Annotated in this window: 17 protein-coding genes, 1 tRNA gene and 1 pseudogene; 11 read left to right on the top strand and 8 right to left on the bottom strand. The window is 65.1% G+C overall.

The genetic code is table 11. The annotated features are described in order from the left end of the window. Together EN745_RS11230 and EN745_RS11235 are read right to left on the bottom strand one after the other, a co-directional pair. Positions 1-313: pseudogene (locus tag EN745_RS11230) on the bottom strand (proton-conducting membrane transporter); the annotation flags it as partial. Positions 314-680: 367 nt separating this feature from the next. Next, complete coding sequence (locus tag EN745_RS11235) at positions 681-2,519, bottom strand: M3 family oligoendopeptidase (protein ID WP_189347391.1); 1,839 nt, start codon at positions 2,517-2,519, stop codon at positions 681-683. A 143-nt stretch (positions 2,520-2,662) separates the two neighbouring features. Here EN745_RS11235 and EN745_RS11240 point away from each other — a divergent pair, with 143 nt between their 5' ends. The 3 genes from EN745_RS11240 to EN745_RS11250 all read left to right on the top strand — a co-directional run bounded on the left by EN745_RS11240 (position 2,663) and on the right by EN745_RS11250 (position 6,648). Next, entirely contained in the window at positions 2,663-4,189 is a 1,527-nt protein-coding gene (locus tag EN745_RS11240; RefSeq protein ID WP_126058435.1) for a sigma-54 dependent transcriptional regulator, read from the top strand. A 391-nt stretch (positions 4,190-4,580) separates the two neighbouring features. Then, positions 4,581-6,437 (top strand): DUF882 domain-containing protein, encoded by a 1,857-nt coding sequence (locus EN745_RS11245; RefSeq protein ID WP_127421256.1) that lies wholly within the window; start codon positions 4,581-4,583, stop codon positions 6,435-6,437. 137 nt (positions 6,438-6,574) lie between these two features. Then, positions 6,575-6,648: transfer RNA gene (locus EN745_RS11250), tRNA-Gln, on the top strand. A gap of 155 nt (positions 6,649-6,803) precedes the next feature. Here the strand turns inward: EN745_RS11250 and EN745_RS11255 are convergent. Further along, the gene (locus EN745_RS11255; protein ID WP_126058437.1) at positions 6,804-7,442 is read right to left on the bottom strand and encodes a 2-dehydro-3-deoxy-phosphogluconate aldolase; all 639 of its coding nucleotides are present in this window, start codon (positions 7,440-7,442) and stop codon (positions 6,804-6,806) included. A 179-nt stretch (positions 7,443-7,621) separates the two neighbouring features. Between EN745_RS11255 and EN745_RS11260 the strand changes: the two genes are divergently transcribed. The 3 genes from EN745_RS11260 (at position 7,622) to EN745_RS11270 (ending at position 10,393) form a co-directional block, all read left to right on the top strand. Beyond that, complete coding sequence (locus EN745_RS11260; RefSeq protein WP_126058438.1) at positions 7,622-8,551, top strand: rhodanese-related sulfurtransferase; 930 nt, start codon at positions 7,622-7,624, stop codon at positions 8,549-8,551. Between the two features lie 120 nt (positions 8,552-8,671). After that, complete coding sequence (locus EN745_RS11265; RefSeq protein WP_127421257.1) at positions 8,672-9,415, top strand: tellurite resistance TerB family protein; 744 nt, start codon at positions 8,672-8,674, stop codon at positions 9,413-9,415. A gap of 225 nt (positions 9,416-9,640) precedes the next feature. Beyond that, positions 9,641-10,393 carry an SDR family oxidoreductase gene (locus EN745_RS11270; protein ID WP_126059367.1) on the top strand — a complete coding sequence of 251 codons (753 nt, stop codon included), beginning with the start codon at positions 9,641-9,643 and terminating at the stop codon, positions 10,391-10,393. 29 nt (positions 10,394-10,422) lie between these two features. Here EN745_RS11270 and EN745_RS11275 read toward each other — a convergent pair whose 3' ends face one another. After that, positions 10,423-11,607 (bottom strand): pyridoxal phosphate-dependent aminotransferase, encoded by a 1,185-nt coding sequence (locus EN745_RS11275; RefSeq protein ID WP_127406051.1) that lies wholly within the window; start codon positions 11,605-11,607, stop codon positions 10,423-10,425. Between the two features lie 83 nt (positions 11,608-11,690). On the opposite strand from EN745_RS11275, the gene EN745_RS11280 reads away from it, so the two are divergent. Genes EN745_RS11280 through denD form a run of 4 tightly spaced genes read left to right on the top strand, consistent with a single transcriptional unit; the run spans position 11,691 to position 14,553 of the window. Beyond that, positions 11,691-12,377 carry a GNAT family protein gene (locus EN745_RS11280; protein ID WP_126058441.1) on the top strand — a complete coding sequence of 229 codons (687 nt, stop codon included), beginning with the start codon at positions 11,691-11,693 and terminating at the stop codon, positions 12,375-12,377. 13 nt (positions 12,378-12,390) lie between these two features. After that, positions 12,391-13,380: a cation diffusion facilitator family transporter gene (locus EN745_RS11285; protein WP_126058442.1), complete on the top strand. Its 990-nt coding sequence runs from the start codon at positions 12,391-12,393 to the stop codon at positions 13,378-13,380. Then, complete coding sequence (locus tag EN745_RS11290) at positions 13,380-13,586, top strand: hypothetical protein (protein WP_127421258.1); 207 nt, start codon at positions 13,380-13,382, stop codon at positions 13,584-13,586. Before EN745_RS11285 ends, EN745_RS11290 begins: the two co-directional genes overlap by 1 nt. Before the next feature lies 1 nt (position 13,587). Continuing rightward, on the top strand, positions 13,588-14,553 hold the full coding sequence (denD, locus tag EN745_RS11295; RefSeq protein WP_127421259.1) for a D-erythronate dehydrogenase: 966 nt from the start codon (positions 13,588-13,590) through the stop codon (positions 14,551-14,553). Between the two features lie 19 nt (positions 14,554-14,572). On the opposite strand, the gene EN745_RS11300 is transcribed toward denD, so the two are convergent. The 4 genes from EN745_RS11300 to EN745_RS11315 all read right to left on the bottom strand — a co-directional run bounded on the left by EN745_RS11300 (position 14,573) and on the right by EN745_RS11315 (position 18,627). Beyond that, positions 14,573-15,760 carry a nickel/cobalt transporter gene (locus EN745_RS11300; protein WP_189347922.1) on the bottom strand — a complete coding sequence of 396 codons (1,188 nt, stop codon included), beginning with the start codon at positions 15,758-15,760 and terminating at the stop codon, positions 14,573-14,575. 8 nt (positions 15,761-15,768) lie between these two features. Beyond that, positions 15,769-16,437, bottom strand: coding sequence for a DUF1007 family protein (locus EN745_RS11305; protein WP_126058445.1), 669 nt, complete (start codon positions 16,435-16,437; stop codon positions 15,769-15,771). Between the two features lie 87 nt (positions 16,438-16,524). Further along, complete coding sequence (locus tag EN745_RS11310; RefSeq protein ID WP_126058446.1) at positions 16,525-17,424, bottom strand: LysR family transcriptional regulator; 900 nt, start codon at positions 17,422-17,424, stop codon at positions 16,525-16,527. Positions 17,425-17,427: 3 nt separating this feature from the next. Then, on the bottom strand, positions 17,428-18,627 hold the full coding sequence (locus EN745_RS11315; RefSeq protein ID WP_127421260.1) for an amidase: 1,200 nt from the start codon (positions 18,625-18,627) through the stop codon (positions 17,428-17,430). A gap of 540 nt (positions 18,628-19,167) precedes the next feature. Here EN745_RS11315 and EN745_RS11320 point away from each other — a divergent pair. Then, positions 19,168-19,970, top strand: an 803-nt coding sequence (locus EN745_RS11320) for a type III PLP-dependent enzyme (RefSeq protein WP_145992008.1), incomplete at its 3' end; no start/stop codon positions are given.

Genomic DNA, 19,970 nt, shown 5'->3' on the forward strand with positions numbered 1-19,970 from the left:
GCTTGGCAGAAGCCGATTTGGCCGGTGCGGGTGTCGAGACGAGCGCCGCCGGCGCGGGAGCGGAGGCCTTTGCCGCGCCGGATGCGGCCGGCGCCTCGCGCAGCCGGCGTTCGAGGTCGGCACGTGTGTGGCCGCATGCTTCGAGCTCGGCGGTCAGCCTGTCGGTATCAGCGCGGAGCCTGTCGCGCTCGCCGCGCGTGCGGTCCAGATCACCGCGCAGGCTGTCGAGCTCGCCGCGCAGCCGACCCCAGATGAACCAGCCAACCGACACACCCACAATGAACGCCAGGAGAACGTAGAAAAAAGTGCTCATTCCCTCTCTCCAGTCCGATCCATCCGCCGCGGCCTGGAATGACGACCTCGGCGAAAGGACCATTCAATGGTTCCGCGCTTGCGGAACAGCTGGCTTCAACAGAGCTGTCGGCGCTCGGCTCTTCGCCCATGGCCAACGGCCGCATCGCATTCGCCAAATGTCGCCACCGGCCGAAGCTCGTCCCCTGGCCTGGGCTTTGCGTCCGGCTGAGCTTGAGGCGGGACGCTACCATATGACTTGCGGAAAGCTAACGGAAAAAATTCCCGGAGAGTTCTTCAAGAACAGATATTTATGCCAAGAGTAGAGCCCATCCCAACATGTGTTCCGGCTAAACTATTCTGGCGCGGACCGAGGTCGAAGTCGCGCGTCACTTATCCAGCGCTTCCAGCTCGTCGATCAGGCCGCCGATCACGCCAAGCCCGATCTGCCAGAAGGCGGGGTTGGTGGCATCAAGACCGAACGGAGCCAGCAGCTCGGAATGATGCTTGGTGCCGCCGGCGCGCAGCATCTCGAAATACTTCTCCTGAAAGCCGCGCTCGGCATTCTGATAGACCGCGTAGAGCGAGTTCACCAGGCAATCGCCGAAGGCATAGGCATAAACGTAGAAGGGCGAATGGATGAAGTGTGGGATATAGGTCCAGAACACTTCATAGCCGTCGCGCAGCCGGATCGCCGGCCCCAGGCTTTCGGCCTGCACCTCGAGCCAGAACTGGCCGAGCCTGTCGGAGGTCAACTCGCCGTTCTTGCGCTCGGCATGCACCTTGCGCTCGAACTCGTAGAAGGCGATCTGGCGCACCACCGTGTTGATCATGTCCTCGACCTTCTGGGCGAGCATGGCCTTGCGCTCGCGCCGGTCGGTGGTCTGGTCGAGCAGCGAGCGGAAGGTCAGCATCTCGCCGAAGACGGAGGCCGTCTCGGCGAGCGTCAGCGGCGTCGAGGCCATCAGCGCGCCCTGGCCTCCGGCCAGCACCTGGTGGACGCCATGGCCGAGCTCATGCGCCAGCGTCATCACATCGCGCGGCTTGCCCATATAATTGAGCAGCACATAGGGATGCGCCGACGGCACCGTCGGATGGGCGAAGGCGCCGGGCGACTTGCCGGGCCTGACCGGCGCGTCGATCCAGTTGCGGTCGAAGAAGGTGCGGGCGATTTCGGCCATGTCGGGCGAAAAGCGCTGATAGGCCGACAGCACCGTGTCCCTGGCGTCGTTCCAGCGGATGATCGCCTGCGGGGTCTCCGGCAAGGGCGCGTTGCGGTCCCAGTGGTTCATCACCGCCATGCCGAGCCAGCGCGCCTTCATCGCATAGTAGCGGTGCGACAGGCGCGGATAGGCCTCGCGCACGGCGGCCGCCAGCGCGTCGACCACGCCGCGCTCGACGCGGTTGGCGAGGTGCCGTGAATCGGCGATGTCCTCGAAGCCACGCCAGCGGTCGGAAATCTCCTTGTCCTTGGCCAGCGTGTTGGTGATCAGCGTGAAGGTGCGCAGATTCTTGCGGAAGGTCGCGGCCAGCGCCTCTGACGCCTGGCGGCGCACTTCGCCATCGGCGTCCTGCAGGCGGTTCAGCGCCGGCTCCAACGCCAGCTCCTCGCCGCCGAGGTCGAAGCGCAGATCGGTCATCGTCTCGTCGAACAGCCGGTTCCAGGCGCCGCGCCCGGTGATCGACTTTTCGTGGAAAAGCTGCTCGACCCTATCCTCGAGCTGGTAGGGCTTGTCCTTCCTGAGGTCGAGCACCCAGGGCCGGTAGTGGCCAAAGGTTGGGTCGGCGGCGAGCGCGCTTTCGATCACGGCGTCGTCGATCAGGTTGAGCTCCAGCGCGAAAAACAGGAGATGCGCGCTGGCGTCCGTCATCTTTTCCTGGATGTCGCCATAGAGCTTGGCGCGCTGCGGATCGGCGGTGTTGCCGGCGTAGATCAGCCCGGCATAGGAGACGATGCGGCCGATCAGCTCCTCCAGCGCCTCATAGGCCTGCAAGGCTTCGCCCAGACGGCCGGCGACGCCGCGCTCGGCCTCGGCGGCAAGCGTGCCCTTCCAGCGGGTCTCGAAGCCAACAGCATCCTGCGCGGCCCTGGCAATGTCGCGCTTCAGCTCGGGCGCTTCCATGCCGGAATAGAGATCCGCGAGGTTCCATTCCGGCAGGTCGCCAAGCTCCGCGGCGCCGTGACCGGACGCAGTCGCCGAAAGCCGCCGATCAGGAATCATGCGCATCAAAAATACCTTCCAGAACAAGGGAGAAAGCAGAGGCCGGTCAAATCCTAAGGAATTCGTTCACCGGGTTTTTTGAAACCTTATTTAGAACCCTGTGCCAAGATGATCCACGGGGATTTCTCGGGCCGGGCAATTACACAGTCATGACAGGTTCCATACTCATAGTCGATGACGATCCCGTGCAGCGCAGGCTGCTCGAGGCGGCGGTGACGAAATTCGGCCACGGGGCGATCGTGGCCGATGGCGGCGAGGCGGGACTTGGCGTTCTCGACGGACCCAATGCGCGCGACGTGTCGGTGATGATCCTCGACCTCGTCATGCCTGGGCTCGACGGCATCGGCGTCTTGAAGGCGATGCGCGAGCGCGGTATCCACGTTCCGGTCATCGTGCAGACCGCGCAGGGCGGCATCGAGACCGTCGTATCGGCGATGCGCCACGGCGCCTTCGATTTCGTCGTCAAGCCGGCCTCGCCCGACAGGCTGCAGACGGCGATCTCCAACGCGCTGAAGGTCGAGGCGGTCGAAGACGAGATGAAGCGCACGTCCAGGCGGCGCGGCGGCCACCTGACCTTCAAGGACCTGATCACGCACAGCCCGGCGATGGACCGGGTGATCCGGCTCGGCCAGAAGGCGGCGGCGTCCAACATCCCGATCCTGATCGAGGGCGAATCGGGCGTCGGCAAGGAGCTGGTGGCGCGCGCCATCCAGGGCAGCGGCGACCGCCGCTCGAAACCGTTCGTCACCGTCAATTGCGGCGCCATCCCCGACAACCTCGTCGAATCGATCCTGTTCGGCCACGAGAAGGGCTCGTTCACCGGCGCCACCGACAAGCACACCGGCAAATTCGTCGAGGCGCATTCGGGCACGCTGTTCCTCGACGAGATCGGCGACCTGCCGCTCGACGTCCAGGTCAAGCTGTTGCGCGCGGTGCAAGAGGGCGAGGTCGATCCGGTCGGCGGCCGTTCGACGGTCAAGGTCGACATCAGGCTGATCTCGGCGACGCACCGCAATCTCCTGCAGCAGGTCAAGGACGGCCGTTTCCGCGAGGATCTGTTCTACCGTCTTAACGTCTATCCGATCTTCGTGCCGCCGCTGCGCGACCGCCGCGACGACATTCCCTATCTGGTCAGGCATTTCATGGAGAAGGTGGCGCCTGCCGATCCCCGTCACCGTCCGCAAGGCATCTCGGCCAGGGCGCTCGCCATGCTGCAGGCCTATGACTGGCCGGGCAACATCAGGCAGTTGGAGAACGCCGTCTTCAGGGCTTCCGTGCTGGCCGAAAGCGAGCTGCTGACGGAAGAGGAGTTTCCGCAGATCCGCGCGCAGCTGGAAGGCACCGTCAAGCTCGATGTCGAAATTGGCGCGCCAGCGCCTGAGCTGAGCGGTGACGACGACGTGGCCGGCGAGCCGGGGGTGGTCGTGGCCGAGCCCGATCCGCCGGCAAGGCTGCAGCCGCGCTTCGGGACGTTGCGGGCACTGGACGAGCGCGGCAATGTACGCGCGCTGGCCGAAGTCGAACTGGAAATGATCAAGCTCGCCATCGACCATTACAATGGCCAGATGAGCGAGGTCGCGCGCCGTCTCGGCATCGGCCGTTCGACCCTCTACAGGAAGCTCAAGGAATACGGCATCGACCCGGAAAGCGGCCGCATCGAGCGCCTTGCTTCCTGACCCGCCGAGCCCTTTTCGCAAGCTCCGGACCAGTTCCGTCCCCTGGTGCGGGCCCGCTCGGCATTGATCGCGGCGCCGGCGGCGCCGCAACGACTCGATTATGGCTGCGATCACGCAATTAAGGCCCGCGGTAACAGATCGTGTTTCGGCCAAAGGCGGAAAAATGATCTAAACCAGCAATTTACCAAGAAACGCAGTGCAATATTTTTGACGGGATATCGCCACGGTGTTACCGCATTTCGGCTTCAATAAGCGATGATTAACCATTAGGATCGATATTCGGATGTGAGAACAACACATCCGTTTGGGCAAATCCGGGGACAAACGGCAGCCTGCAAGGCCATTTGATTTGAACCAAGTCGAACGACATACAGACGGGCGGCATTATCACATGAGCGTCTGGCCGAGATGGCTGGCAGCGGTGGTTTTTGCGCTTGGTTTCCTTGCCGCGACCGGCGCCAGCGCCGAAGTTCGTTCGCTGAAGCTCTATCATCTCCACACGCACGAAAAGGCCGAGATCGTCTACAAGCGCAATGGGCGCTACGATCCCGAGGGCCTGCGCAAGATCAACATCATCCTGCGCGACTGGCGCCGCAACGAACCGACCAAGATGGATCCGCGGCTGCTCGACCTCGTCTGGGAGGCCTACCGGCAGAGCGGCGCCACCGACTACATCCAGGTCGTCTGCGGCTACCGCTCGCCGGCGACAAACTCGATGCTGCGCAGCCGCAGCCGGGGTGTCGCCGAGAAGAGCCAGCATATGCTCGGCAAGGCGATGGACTTCTATATCCCCGGCGTGCCGCTGAAGAAGCTGCGCAACATCGGTCTCAAGATGCAGGGCGGCGGCGTCGGCTACTATCCCTCGTCGGGCTCACCGTTCGTGCATATGGATGTCGGCAATGTGCGCCACTGGCCTGGCATCAGCCGCCAGGAACTGGTCGGGGTGTTCCCGAACGGCAAGACCCTGCACGTTCCGAGCGACGGCAGGCCGCTGCCGGGCTATGAACAGGCTTTGGCCGCCTACAAAGCCCGCAAGGGCGCCGGTACCCCCAACATTGAACTGGCCAGCGCCGGCGGTTCGACCAAGCGGTCCGGCGGGCTGCTTGCTGCCTGGTTTGGCGGCGGCGATGACGAGGCCGACGACAGCGCCGATGTCGCGACTGCCGCGCCTGCGCCCAAGCCGAAGAGCGTGAAGCCGGCGGCGGCCGCCAAGCGCAGCAACCCGCCTGGCATCGCGATCGTGTCACCCCAGGACGCGCAGCGCGCCAACATTCCACAGATCGCCGACGACAATTCGGCCGATTCGGAACCTGAGCAGGACACGCCGGAGACGATCATCGCGGCGCTGCCGCCAAAGGAGGTCCCGCTGCCGGACTTCGCGCCGCGACCGAAGACCGATGTCGGCCAGCAGACGCCTGAGAACGTGCCATTCGGCGTGGCCGACGCCTCGGCGACCACCGAGCAGTCGGTGGCGACGGCGCATGCGCCGGTCAACGTGCCCCTCGGCATGGCCAATCCGGCCGGCGCCGATGCCGATCCAGCGCAGGCGGCGGTCAACAACAACGTTCCGCTGCCGACCTGGCGACCCGACCGTTCGCTTCCGGCCGATCTCGCGGCGCAGGACAAGAGCGTGCTGCTGGCGCTGGCCGACACCGCCCAGCACAACAAGACCGCGACCGATGCGTTCTCGGTCCTGCCCAGCGCGCGTCCGGATGAGGCCAAGGCGGACGAAGTCAAGCCGGATGAAGTCAAGCCGGATGAAGTCAAGGCCGTTCTCGACGAGGCCAACGCCACGACCGAGGCCAGTGTCGCCAGTGGCGACTATCAGGTCGCCTCGCTCGAGCCGCGCTCGGCATTCAACGATCCGTCCGGCGTCGATGCGGCCTCCCCGCGCGACGCCATCGCCAGCCGCCCGGCCGGTTCCGATCCGGCGCTGGCAATCGGTGCCGGCGTGAAGACGACGCGCAAGGAAGCCAGGGCCAGCGCCCGCGACCTCAAGCCCGGGCCGAAGGCAATGGTGGTTGCCGCCGCGCCGCAGGCCGCGCGCTGGGCACTGAACAGCGGCGAATACGTCGCCACGGTCTCCAGCGCGACGACGGCGCCGCGCTATGCCTACAACATCGTGCATACGCCGCCGAGCGAGGTCTATACGGCAGGCTTCCAGGCCGACAACCAGTTGGCGGATGCCAACCGGTTCACCGGCAACGCCGTGAAGTTCCTCTCGGTCGCCCGTTTCCAGACCAAGTAGGCGACAGGCCAGACAATCGCAAAAGCCGCGCCGGGCGACCCGCGCGGCTTTTTGCTTTTTGGCGGGCAACGCCCGCGGAACCGTCCGCTCGGCTCTGGCTTCGACCGTGCCGGGATGCTAACGACAAGCGCCTGCTCTCCCGCTTCGTCTAATGGTAGGACAGCGCCCTTTGAAGGCGTGAATCGTGGTTCGAATCCATGAGCGGGAACCAGCGCTTGCCGACCTGTCAGCAATGGGCTCGGGCCTGCGGATCACGTCAAGCATTGGGTTCACCACAAGAAGGTCGTCGAGAAGCTCTGCAGCTGATTGCATTCCAGCAACTGGTCCGGTCGGCTCGAGCCGGCCGGGCTTTTCGTGTCCAGGACGCTACTTCGTGAGCTGGCTCGCCGCGCGCGCCAGGGCTTCGATCTCGTCCCACTTGCCGGCCTTGACCATGTCGTCGGGCGCCACCCAGGATCCGCCGACGCAGATGACGTTGGGCAGAGCAAGATAGTCGGCGGCGTTCCTGGCACTGATGCCGCCGGTCGGGCAGAACTTCACGTCAGCGAGCGGTGAGGCGAAGGCCTTCAGCGAGGCAATGCCGCCGGACTGCTCGGCAGGGAAGAATTTCAGGAAGCGCAAGCCGGCCTCGCGGGCGGCCATGATCTCGCCGGGCGTGATGGCGCCGGGCAGCAGCGGCACATCGCTGTCACTGGCCGCGGCCAGGAGCTGGCTGGTGATGCCGGGGCTGACGATGAATCTCGAGCCGGCGCGGGCTGCTTCATCGAACTGCCCGGCGTCGAGGATGGTGCCGGCGCCGACGATGGCGTCCTCGACCTCGCCGGCGACGCGCCGGATCGCTTCCAGCGCATCGGCGGTCCTGAGCGTGATCTCGATCGCCGGCAGGCCGCCGCGGGCGAGCGCGCGGGCAAGCGGTACCGCGTCGGCGACATTGGCGATCTTGAGCACCGGGATGACCGGCTGGCCATTGAGGAGCGACAGGAGCTTCTCGGTCTTGCTGGGCATTCGCTTGCTCTCTCCGGTATCGATCGATTTCAACCGATTAGCAGAAGGGGTATCCCGAGTCCACGAAACGAGGCGTGTCGCGATGTCACGCACCGGCGACGAGTGTCAGCCGCTTTCCCGGAAGGCGGCTGATCCGCTCCGCCTTGAATCGGCTTTCACCACGGTTTAGTGGCATGGCGATGACAATTTCCACCCGAACCAATTCTGTGCGCGTCGCCGCGCTGTACAAATTTGCCCGGCTCGACGGCTTCGAGGCGCTGCGCGCGCCGCTCGCAGCCTTCTGCTGCGGGCGCGGCATCAAGGGCACGCTGCTGCTTGCACATGAGGGCATCAACGGCACCGTTGCCGGCAGCGAGGCCGACATCGCCGCGCTGATCGACCATCTGAACTTCATCGAAGGCCTGGCCGGCCTCGAGGTCAGATACAGCGCCGCCGCCGAGATGCCGTTCCACCGCATGAAGGTGCGGCTGAAGCGCGAGATCGTCACCATGGGCGTCGAGGACCTCGATCCGGCAAGCAGCGCCGGCACCTATGTCGCGCCGGCCGACTGGAACACGCTGATCTCGGACGAGAACACCATCGTCATCGACACGCGCAATGCCTATGAGGTGTCAATCGGCACCTTCAAGGGCGCGGTCGATCCGGCGACCGCGAGCTTTCGCGAATTCCCGGCCTGGGTCGAGCGGCATCGCGACCAACTCGAAGGGCGCAAGGTGGCGATGTTCTGCACCGGCGGCATACGCTGCGAGAAGGCGACGGCCTATGTGAAATCGCTCGGCTTCGAGGCTGTGTTCCACCTGAAGGGCGGCATCCTCAAATATCTGGAGCAGGTGCCGGCCGAAGCGAGCCTGTGGCAAGGCGAATGCTTCGTCTTCGACGAACGCGTGTCGGTGTCGCATGGCCTTGCCGAGGGCGAGGCGGAGCTCTGCCGCGCCTGCCGGCATCCGCTGACGGTCGAGGACCGGCTGTCGCCGCGCTATGCCCCCGGCATCTCCTGCCCGCATTGCCACGAGGTCCGCTCCGACGAGGATCGCGCCCGCTACGCCGAACGCCAGCGGCAGGTCGAACTGGCCGCCGCGCGAGGCAAGGGTCCGCATATCGGGAGCTAGCGCCCCCTTAGCCGCATCAAAGCGCTGGCCCGTCATTGTAATGTCGACATGCGGGACCTACGTCTGCGACGTCCAAACCTGCTCGTCCATGTTCGGCGCGGGCCAATTCTGGAGGCATTGATGTTCGACCCCAAGAAGCTTCTCGACGATCTGCTCGGCTCGCAGGTTCCCGGCACCGGCGGCACCGTCCGCGACAAGGCAGGTCAGGCCGTGCAGATGGCCAAGGACAATCCGCTCGCCGCCGGCGCGCTGGCCGCGGTTCTGCTTGGAACAGGCACCGGCCGGCAGGTGACGGGCACCGCCATCAAGCTCGGTGGGCTGGCCGCGATCGGCGGTCTCGCCTACAAGGCGTACCAGAATTACAAGGCCGGCAACGCGCCGGCCGAGACGCCGGCCGCCGGCGAGCCGGAACTCTTGCCGCCGCCCAAGGACACCGCCTTCCACCCCTCGCAGGCGCCGCAAGGCGAGGACGAGTTCACCCTGACACTGGTGCGGGCGATGATCTCGGCGGCGAAGGCCGATGGCCATGTCGATGACGAGGAGCGTCAGAAGATTGCCGGCAAGCTGCAACTCGCCGGCATCGGCACCGAGGCGGAACAATTCCTGATGGCGGAACTGGAGAGCCCGCTCGACCTGGATACGCTGGTCGCCGGCGCCCAGACCGACGCGCAGAAGCTCGAACTCTATACGGCCTCGCGCCTTACCATCGATCCCGACACGCGCGCAGAGCGCGGCTATCTCGACCTGCTCGCCGGTCGCCTCGGCCTGCCGGACGCGTTGGTCGACCATGTCGAGGCGACGGTGTCGGCGGCCAAGGTGCCGGTTTCCGAAAAGCCCGGAACCTCGCCCAATCCGCGCTGGTGAGTGCGACAGCCGGCGCCGCGCACGGTAACGTCTCGTTAACCGAGGAAGCGCATCATTCTAAGCAGTCGGACCGGCCTTTCCTCCTCCCAAGCCCGGTTCAGATCAGGGCGGTCGCCAATGACCGCCCTTTTTGTCGGGCCTGATGGCTGACAAGTTGGCTTGCCATCGCCTGCGTCATTTGCGATGCCAAGCTGCAGCGATGACCGGAGGACGCCGATGACTGCCATGACAGAGAAAACCGCCATCGTGACCGGCGCCGGCACGGGCATCGGCAAAAGCGTTGCCACGGCGCTGCTCAAGAACGGCTGGAACACCGTGTTCTGCGGCCGCCGCAAGGCGGTGCTGGAGGAGGCGATTGCCGAGGCCGGCAAGACCGATGCCAAGGCGTTGGCGGTTGCCTGCGATATCAGCAAGGCCGACCAGGTCGACGATCTGTTCGAAACGGTGGTGGAAGCCTTCGGGCGCGTCGACCTGCTCTTCAACAATGCCGGCATGGGCTACAAGTCGACGCCGATCGACGAGATCCCGGTCGAGGTCTGGAACGATATTGTCGGCGTCAACCTCACCGGCTCGTTCCTGTGCGCCCGCGCCGCCTTCGGCGCCATGCGCCGGCAAAAGCCGATGGGTGGCCGCATCATCAATAACGGCTCGGTGTCGGCCTATGCGCCGCGTCCGGGCTCGGTGCCCTACACGGCGACCAAGCACGCCATCACCGGGCTGACCAAGACGCTGGCGCTGGATGGCCGGCCCTACGACATCGCCTGCGGCCAGATAGACATCGGCAATGCGCTGACCGAGATGGCGCAGCCGATGACGGTCGGCGTGCCGCAGGCCAACGGGTCGATCGCCGCCGAGGCGGTGATGGATGTCGAGCGCGTCGCCGACGCGGTCGTCCACATGGCCAGCCTGCCGCTCGACGCCAATGTGCTGTTCATGACGGTGATGGCGACGAAGATGCCGTTCGTCGGGCGCGGGTAGCGCCCGGCCTTCCCGCGAGGGAAGCGAGGTCACTTCTTCAAGAACGCCTCGATCCGCTCCATCGCGCGCAAGATGTTCTCCTCGGAATTGGCGTAGGAGAGCCTGATATAGCCTTCGCCGAGAATGCCGAAATCGGGACCGCCGATCAGCGCCACGCCGGCGTCCTCGAGCAGCGCCGAGGCGAGCTTCTTGGCCTTCCAGCCGGTCTTCGAGACATTGGGGAAGGCATAGAAGGCGCCCTTCGGCGTGATGCAGGAGATGCCCGGCAGCGCGTTCAGCCCCTCGACCACGATCTTCCGGCGGTTGTCGAAGGCGCGCATCATCTTCTCGACGTCGTCCTGCGGGCCGTCGATCGCGGCGATGCCGGCATACTGGCTCGGCGCGTTGACGCAGGACCAGCAGTTGACCGCCAGCTTGCGCACCTTGTCGTAGAGATGGGTGCCCTTGTCGCCGTTCGGCCAGATCGACCAGCCCATGCGCCAGCCGGTCATTGCCCAGGTCTTCGACCAGCCGTTGAGGACGATCAGCCGGTCGCGGATCTGCGGGAAGTTGAGCAGCGAAAAATGCGTCTCGCCGTCATAGGTCATGACGTCGTAGATCTCGTCGGAGAGGATGGCGACATGCGGATGCGCCTCCAGCCCCTTGACCAGCTTCTCGATCTCGGCGCGCGGGGTGACGCCGCCGGTCGGGTTGGCGGGCGAGTTGAGGATCAGCAGCCTGGTCCGCGGGGTGATCAGCGCCAGCGTCTCGTCGGCAGAGAAAGCGAAGCCGTTTTCCTCGCGGATCGGCACCGGCACCGGGGCGGCGCCGGTGAACTCGATCATCGAGCGATAGATCGGAAAGCCGGGATCCGGATACAGGATCTCGGCGCCCGGCTCGCCGAACATCAGGATCGCCGCGAACATGGTCGGCTTGCCGCCGGGCAGGATCATCACGCTCTCCGGCGAGACCTCGACACCGGTGGTGGTCAGCGTGCGGCGCACCACGGCTTCGCGCGTCGCCAGCAGGCCGTTGGCCGGCGTATAGCCATGATGGCCGTCGCGCAGCGCCTTGATCGCCGCCTCGACGATGTGCTGCGGCGTCTTGAAGTCCGGCTGGCCGATGCCGAGATTGACAATGTCGCGGCCCTGATGGGCAAGTGCGGTGGCACGCGCCAGCACCGCGAAGGCATTTTCCTCGCCGAGACGGTCGAAGGCCGCAATCGTGTGGAGCATTTTTCCCGTCCCTGTGGTTCTTACTGTAGGCGAGCGTTTTTGTGAGCGTCCTTCGGCAAAAGTCAAACGGATTGGAGTTTTCGGTGTCGGAAAATCTCAAAGACTGGCAGCCGCGCCCGCGCCCCGAGCGCAAGGTGCTGGAGGGGCGCTATGCCAGGCTCGAACCGCTGAGCGCCGCAAAGCACGGCGACAGCCTCTACGAGGCCTCTTCGGTGTCCGATGTCGGCGGCCGCTTCGCCTGGCTGCCGGACTATCCGCCGGAAACCCGAGCCGCCTTCCAGCCCTGGCTGGACAAGGTCGAGGCCAGTGAGGATCCGCTGTTCTTCGCCGTCATCGACAAGGCGAGCGGCAAGGTCGCCGGGCGGCAGACGCTGATGCGCATCGACCCCGCCTATGGCGTGATCGAGATCGGCAACATCTATTGGGGGCCGCTGATCTCGCGCAAGCCGGCGGCGACCGAAGCCCAGTTCCTGTTCATGAAATACATCTTCGACGATCTCGGCTATCGCCGCTATGAATGGAAATGCAACAATCGCAACGAACCGTCGAAGCGCGCCGCCGAGCGTTTCGGCTTCAAGTTCGAGGGCATTTTCCGCCAGCACCTTGTCGTCAAGGGCGAAAACCGCGATACCGCGTGGTACTCGATCATCGACAAGGAATGGCCGGCGCTGCGCAGAGCCTATGAGGCTTGGCTCGATCCGGCCAATTTCGACAATGAGGGCCGGCAGAAGCGGCGGCTTGAAGACTTCCGCGCCGAGTTCGGCGCGTAGCAGGAGCAGGCAGATGGCGTATAGCCATGACCACGGTTCACATGCACAGGACTCGCACGGCCACAGCCATGGCGCGGGCCATGTGCATGGCTCGACCGACAAGAAGCGGGTGCTGATCGCCGCCTGCCTGACCGCCGGCTTCATGGTCGCGGAGGCGCTCGGCGGCCTGCTGACCGGGTCGCTGGCGCTGCTTGCCGATGCCGGCCACATGCTTGCCGATGCGATCGCGCTCGGGCTCGCGTGGTATGCCTTCCATCTCGCCGGCCGCCCGGCCACGGTTCGCCTGACCTACGGGTTCGGCCGGGTCAAGACGCTGGTCGCCTACACCAACGGCATCGCCATCTTCGCCATTGCGCTGTGGATCGTCTACGAGGCCTGGGGGCGCCTGGTGGCGCCGGCGCCGGTGCTCGGCGGGCCGATGCTGGTGGTCGCGATCGCCGGCCTAATGGTGAATATCCTCTCCTTCTTCGTGCTGCATGGCGGCGATCGCGAGAACCTCAACATGCGCGGCGCCATACTGCATGTGCTGGGCGATCTGCTCGGCTCGGCCGCTGCCATCGCCGCGGCGTTGATCATTCTTGCGACAGGCTGGACGCCGATCGATCCGATCCTGTCGGTACTGGTCTCGCTGCTGATCCTGTCGACGGCTTGGTCGCTGATGCGGGAGGCCGCCCATGTGCTGCTCGAAGGCGTGCCGGCAAGCCTCGACCGCGACGTGATTGCCAAGGACCTGGAGGGCGCGGTCAAGGGCGTGCGCGAGGTGCATCACATGCATGTCTGGTCGCTCGACGGTTCCAGCAACATGGCGACGCTGCACGCCTGCCTGAATGATGGGGTTGATGCCCATATGGCGGTCAGCGCCATCAAGAAGCGGCTCGCCGCCGAGCATGGCATCAGCCATGCTACCGTCGAACCGGAATTCGGGCACTGCGCCGACGATGATGACGATCACGGCCATGATCACGCGCATCATGCGGCGCCGCATCGCGGTCACTATCACTGATGGATCGCGATACACGCAATGCGGCGCTTGGCGCGTTCTGGGTGCTGCTCCTGTTCGGCATCGCCGCCTATTTCCTGCCGCGGGTGATGCTGGCGGCCGGCAGCTTCTCTACCATCTTGGCCGCAGTCATCGCGGCCGTCTTCATGGTGGCGATTTTTGTCGTGTTCTGGCTGCGTGGCCGCAGCCAGCGTAAGAAGGATCCTTGAGATGCGCGTGTTGATTACGGGCGCGGCCGGCATGGTCGGCCGCAAGCTGATTGCCCGGCTGGCCAGGGACGGGCAACTGCGCGGCCGCAAGATCAGCGCGCTCGACCTACACGATATCGTGGCACCTGAAGGGCCCGCCATGCCAGGGGTCGATGTCTCCATCCGCACTGGCGATCTCGCGGCACCTGGAGCAGCCGCTAGCTTGGTCGCTTCGCGCCCCGATGTGATCTTCCATCTGGCTGGCATTGTGTCGGGCGAGGCGGAAGCCAATTTCGACCTCGGCTACCGCGTCAATCTCGACGGCACGCGCGCGCTGTTCGACGCCGTGCGGCTGGCGGGGTTTTCGCCGCGCCTCGTCTTCACTTCGTCGATCGCGGTGTTCGGCGCGCCGTTCCCGGATGTCATCCCGGACGAGTTCCATCCGACGCCGCTGACCTCCTACGGCACGCAGAAGCAGATGAGCGAGGCGTTGCTCGCCGACTATACGCGGCGCGGCTTCTTCGACGGCATCGGCATCAGGCTGCCGACCATCTGTGTCAGGCCAGGCAAGCCGAACAAGGCGGCCTCGGGGTTCTTCTCCGGCATCATCCGCGAGCCGCTGAGCGGCCAGGAAGCGATCCTGCCCGTGCCGCGCTCGGTGCTGCATACCCACGCCAGCCCGCGCTCGGCGGTGAATTTCCTGATCCACGCGGCGGAGATCGACGGCGCCGCCGTCGGGCCGCGCCGCAACCTCACCATGCCCGGCGTCGCCGTCACGGTCGGCGAGCAGATCGAGGCGCTGGAGCGGGTCGCCGGTTCGAAGGTGGTGAAGCTGATCCGCGAGCAGCCGGACGAGACGATCTGGGCGATCGTCAAAGGCTGGCCGACACGGTTCGAGGCGAAGCGCTCGAGGGAACTTGGTTTCGCCGCCGAGACCAATTTCGACGAGATCATCCGCGCGCATATCGAGGATGAACTGGATAACTAAGTAGTGGGGTGATCCGGCGTCAGGCGCCGCCGGTCAGGCTGGCGGACAGCAGCAGCAGTCCAACCAGGAAGATGAAGGCTGCGCCGCCGATCTCAACGATGGAATGGATGCGGTTGCCCATGCGGCCGTCGCCGGCGAAATAGACCGCCCAGTTCTTGGCCGTCACCGCGAGCGTTGCCAGCGCCGAGACGGTGATGGCGGTGCCGATCGACATGGCGAATACCGACAGCAGGCCGCCGAGCCAGAGCCCGTTGAGCAGGGCGAAGCTCAGCACGATCAGCGCGCCGGAGCAGGGGCGGATGCCGACGGCCGCCACCGCCGACCATGCCGTGCGCCAGTCGAAATTGTCGCCCAACAGCAGCGCCGGATCGGGGGCGTGCGAATGGCCGCAGGTCTCGCAGACTTCGCCGGCGGCGTGGTCATGATGGTGATGATCGTGGCCGGCCTGATCATGCGCGCCATGATCGTGATGATGGTGATCGTGCGCGCCGTGGCCATGCGAATGGTGGGCTGCATTATCGTGATCATGGTCGTGAGCATGAAGCGCGTGCGCATGGGCATGTGCAGCGTGCGAGTGCCCCGCATGGGAATGGCCGGCATGCGAGCGACTGGCATGGGCGGCTGACAGGCTGTAGGCGGGACCGGCACCGAACAGACGGCGGATGGCGGGGCCCGCCTTGCGCCAGAGCAGCCAGGCGCCGAACAGGGTGACCAGCACATAGCTCGAGATTTCCAGGAACCACGCCGCATCGGTCATCGACACCGTGGTGCCGCGCAGCACAAAATAGGCAAGCATCATGACCACGACCGCCGTCAGGCCCTGCAGCAGCGCCGAGACGAAGGACAGCATGATGCCGCGCTTCAACGCCACTTCATTGGCCACCATATAGGACGAGATCACCGCCTTGCCGTGGCCGGGGCCGGCGGCATGGAAGATGCCATAGGCGAAGGAGAGGCCGATCAGCAGCCACAGCTTGCTGCCGTCCTCGCGCATCGCTTTCATGGCGACGGCGAGCGAATGGTAGAATTCCTGCTGCCTTAGATTGATCCACATCAGGATGTGGGCGAAGGGCCCGGAGGTGGAGGGCGCCGTGCCGTCATTGGTGCCGATGCCGAGCGAGCTCTGGGCGTGGGCGACATCCGGCAGATGGGTGATCACCAGGGTGGCGGCCGCTAGGCCGAGCGCCAAACGCAGCGACGGTTTCATCACCGGATCTATCCTTCTGGCGAGCAGTTCAGTTCGAGCTTGGTGGCGAAGATCTTGCTCATGTCGGTGCCTGTCGGATCGTTGAAGAACGCTTCCGTCAGGGTCTTCTGGTTCTCGGCGATCGCCTCGTCCGGATCGGGGCGGATGACCCCCTTGGTGCAAGTCGAGGGCAGGCCCTCGACGGTGAGGTTCGCATCGTCGGTGAAGTCGATCGCGGTATAGAAGGTCGGGTCATAGACGCCGATGTCGATCTTGCCGGCGAGCTTGATCGGAACCTTGGGCTCGGATTCGAACAGGATGATCAGCTGGTCGTTGTCGAAATTGGCCATCAGATGTGGAGGAGGGGTCATCGCCACGTCCTTGCCGTCCTGGGTGACGAGCTGGAAATAGTTGAACTCCGCCAACGAGGAATGAACGGTTTCGGCCACTTCCTTCAGCTCCTTGTCGTCAAGCTTCAGGTCGGAGTTCTTGTCGAACTCCATCATCACCGTACTCGAAAACAGGTCGTCAAAACGCCAGAGATGGCGCAACGCCTTCACACTTTGGTGATCCTCGCTGAGGATGACGTCGAGGCGGGCCTCGGCGAAGACGTGGGGGTGCACCTCGGCCGGGTGGACCGCCGCGAACGTCGCTGCCATGGCGGAAGACAGCATGATTGCTTGCCGTTTCAGGTGCATTGCGGATGGCGATTCCATGGGATTGGGACGACTGTCGAGAGTTACCAGAAAGGGGGCGAAATTGGGACCGTGGCCATCGTCGGCGTGTCAGGCGCTTTCGCGTGTCTTGAACCACTGCACCAGGAAATCGACGAAGACGCGCACTTTTGCCGGCAGATAGCGCCGGTGCGGATAGACGGCGAAGATGCCGCTGCCGGAGAGCAGGCGGTCGTCCAATGCCGTCACCAGCCGGCCGCTCTCGATCTCGGGGATGGCGATGAAATCGGGCAGCATGGTGAAGCCAAGGCCGGCAACGGCCGCGGCCCTCGCGGTCATCGGGCTGTTGACCTCGATCGGGCCGGATACCGACACGCTCATCGTGTCGCCGGCGTCGCCCTTGAACGGCCAGTTGGTCAGCCAGCGGCCATTGGTGTCGATGATGCAGGGGATGCGGGCGAGGTCCTGAGGACGCATCGGCATGCCGTGCTTGGCGATCAGGTCCGGCGATGCGCACAGCCTGACAGAAAAGGGCGCAAGGCGCCTTGCGATCAGCGAGGAGTTCTCCAGCCTGGAGATGCGCACGGCGAGGTCGAAGCCCTCCTCGACCAGGTCGACGAAACGGTCATCGAGATGGATGTCGAGCACGATGTCGGGATGCTCCTTGGCGAAGTCGATCAGCGACTGGCCGATCGGCGCGTCGGCGAAGGTGCGCGCCGCCGAAAGCTTGATGCGGCCGCGCACATCGCCGGAGGATTCGCGCACCGCATCGGCCAGGCTGTCGACCTCGCGCACGATCTCGGAGGCGCGCCTGTAGTAGGTATGGCCGGCCTCGGTCATCGAGAACTGCCTGGTGGTGCGGTTCAGGAGCAAGGCGCCTAGCTCGTCCTCCAGCTCGCGCACATATTTCGACAGCAACGCCTTGGAGCGACCGATCTTGCGCGCGGCGGCCGAAAAGCCTTCGGCCTCGACGACGTCGATGAAGGCGCGCATGCGGGTCAGCGTGTCCATGGCTCAGGCCTTTCGTGCGGCGTCGAGGAGTTTGCGGCCGAGCCGTATCAGGGCGACGTCGCTTCCGGAAGGGCCGAGCAGTGACAGCCCGAACGGGGCGCCGTCGACCGATCCGAGCGGCAGCGTGATCTGCGGGAAACCGGAGAGGCCGGAGAGGCACAATAGATGCAGTGCCCTTTCGCGGTAAGTCTGCAGCTGTTCCGGCGCGCTCTTGACGAGCGGCGCCGCGCCCGGAACCGTCGGCAGGACGAGAAAGCCATGGCTGCCGAGCAGGGCGGCGAGCTCGGCGCGGAAGGCCAGCCGGCGCGCCTCTTCGGTTGCGACCGTCCTGGCATCGACGGCTCGGCCAAAAGCGAAACGCTCGTCGACGCCCGGCCCGAGACCGCGCTCGCCGCTGCTGATCCAGTCGCCATGCTCCTGCCATGCCTCGAAGGCCTGCAGGCGGCGAAAGCACCAATAGAGCTCGTCGGGGAAGGAGGCGAAACTGTACTCCACCTGCGCCGGCTCGCCGATGACGGAAGCGGCGAGCGCCTTCATTCTGGTATATTCGGTGGCCTCGGCCGTGCCCGACACTAAGGCGTCCAGCCAGCCGATCGACAGCGGCCGGTTGAGCCCATGCTGGTGCGGGTCGCGGCCGAGGAGCAGCTTGCCGACCGCCTCATAGGTTTCGATGTCGTCGGCGAACCAGCCGAAGGTGTCGAAGCTCGGCGCGAGCTTCATGGCGCCGTCGAGCGATATGCGGCCATGCGTAGTGCGCAGCCCGATCAGGCCGCAAAAACTCGCCGGGGCGCGGATCGAGCCGCCGGTGTCTGAGCCGGTGGCGATGTCGGCGAGCTTGCCCGCCACCGCCGCCGCTGATCCCGACGACGAGCCGCCGGTGACGCGCTCGGGCGCGGCCGGGTTCACCGGGAAGGGAAAATGCGCGTTCTGGCCCATCAGCGAGAAGGCAAGCTCGTCGGTCTGGGTCTTGCCGACGAATCGCGCGCCGGCGTCGAGAATGATCTGTACCGCCGGAGCGGTTTGCGAGGCGGCGTGGGCGTCGGCGAATTTGCCCGGATTGCCGCAGCCGGTGCGGTAGCCGGCGACGTCGTAGATGTCCTTGACGGCCAGCCGCAGCCCTGCCAGCGGGCCCAGTTCCGCATGCGCGACAGGCATTTGGCGAAGGTTGAGGAAGGCGTTGAACGGTCCGTGCGTGCCTGTCATCGTTCGATATCCGGATACGGTATTCCGTAGATTGTTCGATGCCGGAAATTTTACAACCGCAGCTTACGATTTTTATTGATTGTGAAATCCATCGCTCCTATATCGCGCTTGCCCAAAGTCGCACGTGCCTGTGGGTGTCCGCCGATCCTCGAATGGTGAGGGCAATCGGTAAGGTAACTGGAGCCAACCACTCCAGTCGGTCAGTGGCCAACCACAAGATCGAGGACACCTTGAAGCAACGACGGTGCGGGCCTTTCTGGTTCTCTTCCGGTTGTCCAAAGACCGGGGTTACTAAAGAGGCACACCTTCATTGCCGGCAGTGCGGACGGGTCTCCCATCCAAGCCAAGGCAGACAAAGCGAACCGAGGCCGGGCAAGGCCAAGGTTCACCGCCGCGAGACGGCATTTCATGGTTCCGGGGTCTCCACCGGCTGGTTCCATGGATTTTCCGTCCCGCCTTTGTCCACCGCGTGTTCGCGAGGCCGACAGCCCGCGTCCCGCAGCCTTATTGCGCGCCGAAAGGCGTTATGGAGAGACCCCGATGGCCACCCAGCGCATCCTTGACTTCCTCGCCACCCGACGTCCGAACGGCCCGTGCCTCGTCGTCGACCTCGATGTCGTGCGCGACAATTTCCGCGCCTTCGAGAAGGCGTTGCCCGATTCCAAGATCTACTATGCGGTGAAAGCAAACCCGGCGCCGGAGATCCTGCGCCTGCTTGCTGCGATGGGCTCGTCCTTCGACACCGCATCGGTTGCCGAGGTCGAGATGGCCATGGACGCCGGCGCGCCGGCCGACCGCATCTCCTTCGGCAACACCATCAAGAAGGAGCGTGATATCGCACGCGCCTACCAGCTCGGCATCCGCCTGTTCGCGGTGGACTGCGTCGAGGAGGTCGAGAAGATCGCCCGCGTCGCACCCGGCGCGCGCGTCTTCTGCCGCGTGCTGACCGACGGCGAGGGCGCCGAATGGCCGCTGTCGCGCAAGTTCGGCTGCGTGCCGGCAATGGCGGTCGACGTGCTGCGCCATGCCAAGGCGCTCGGCCTCGACGCCTATGGCGTGTCGTTCCATGTCGGCTCGCAGCAGACCGATCTCACGGCCTGGGACCGCGCGCTGGGCGATGCCAAGAAGGTGTTCGCGACGCTCGCCGACGAGGGCATCGTTCTGAAAATGGTCAATATGGGCGGCGGCTTCCCGACCCGTTACCTGAAGGACGTGCCGGTGGCGCAGGCCTACGGCCAGGCGATCTTCTCGGCGCTGCGCAAGCATTTCGGCAACGCGCTGCCCGAGACCATCATCGAGCCAGGTCGTGGCATTGCCGACCATGCCACGACCTGGCTCGATGA

It is taken from the genome of Mesorhizobium sp. M4A.F.Ca.ET.022.05.2.1 (assembly GCF_003998845.1).
GTDB lineage: Bacteria > Pseudomonadota > Alphaproteobacteria > Rhizobiales > Rhizobiaceae > Mesorhizobium.

Coding starts and splice junctions, on each gene's coding strand:
- EN745_RS11235 (WP_189347391.1), bottom strand. CDS start 2,519: ATGCGCATGATTCCTGATCGGCGGCTTTCGGCGACTGCGTCCGGTCAC.
- EN745_RS11240 (WP_126058435.1), top strand. CDS start 2,663: ATGACAGGTTCCATACTCATAGTCGATGACGATCCCGTGCAGCGCAGG.
- EN745_RS11245 (WP_127421256.1), top strand. CDS start 4,581: ATGAGCGTCTGGCCGAGATGGCTGGCAGCGGTGGTTTTTGCGCTTGGT.
- EN745_RS11255 (WP_126058437.1), bottom strand. CDS start 7,442: ATGCCCAGCAAGACCGAGAAGCTCCTGTCGCTCCTCAATGGCCAGCCG.
- EN745_RS11260 (WP_126058438.1), top strand. CDS start 7,622: ATGACAATTTCCACCCGAACCAATTCTGTGCGCGTCGCCGCGCTGTAC.
- EN745_RS11265 (WP_127421257.1), top strand. CDS start 8,672: ATGTTCGACCCCAAGAAGCTTCTCGACGATCTGCTCGGCTCGCAGGTT.
- EN745_RS11270 (WP_126059367.1), top strand. CDS start 9,641: ATGACAGAGAAAACCGCCATCGTGACCGGCGCCGGCACGGGCATCGGC.
- EN745_RS11275 (WP_127406051.1), bottom strand. CDS start 11,607: ATGCTCCACACGATTGCGGCCTTCGACCGTCTCGGCGAGGAAAATGCC.
- EN745_RS11285 (WP_126058442.1), top strand. CDS start 12,391: ATGGCGTATAGCCATGACCACGGTTCACATGCACAGGACTCGCACGGC.
- EN745_RS11290 (WP_127421258.1), top strand. CDS start 13,380: ATGGATCGCGATACACGCAATGCGGCGCTTGGCGCGTTCTGGGTGCTG.
- denD (WP_127421259.1), top strand. CDS start 13,588: ATGCGCGTGTTGATTACGGGCGCGGCCGGCATGGTCGGCCGCAAGCTG.
- EN745_RS11300 (WP_189347922.1), bottom strand. CDS start 15,760: ATGAAACCGTCGCTGCGTTTGGCGCTCGGCCTAGCGGCCGCCACCCTG.
- EN745_RS11305 (WP_126058445.1), bottom strand. CDS start 16,437: ATGCACCTGAAACGGCAAGCAATCATGCTGTCTTCCGCCATGGCAGCG.
- EN745_RS11310 (WP_126058446.1), bottom strand. CDS start 17,424: ATGGACACGCTGACCCGCATGCGCGCCTTCATCGACGTCGTCGAGGCC.
- EN745_RS11315 (WP_127421260.1), bottom strand. CDS start 18,627: ATGACAGGCACGCACGGACCGTTCAACGCCTTCCTCAACCTTCGCCAA.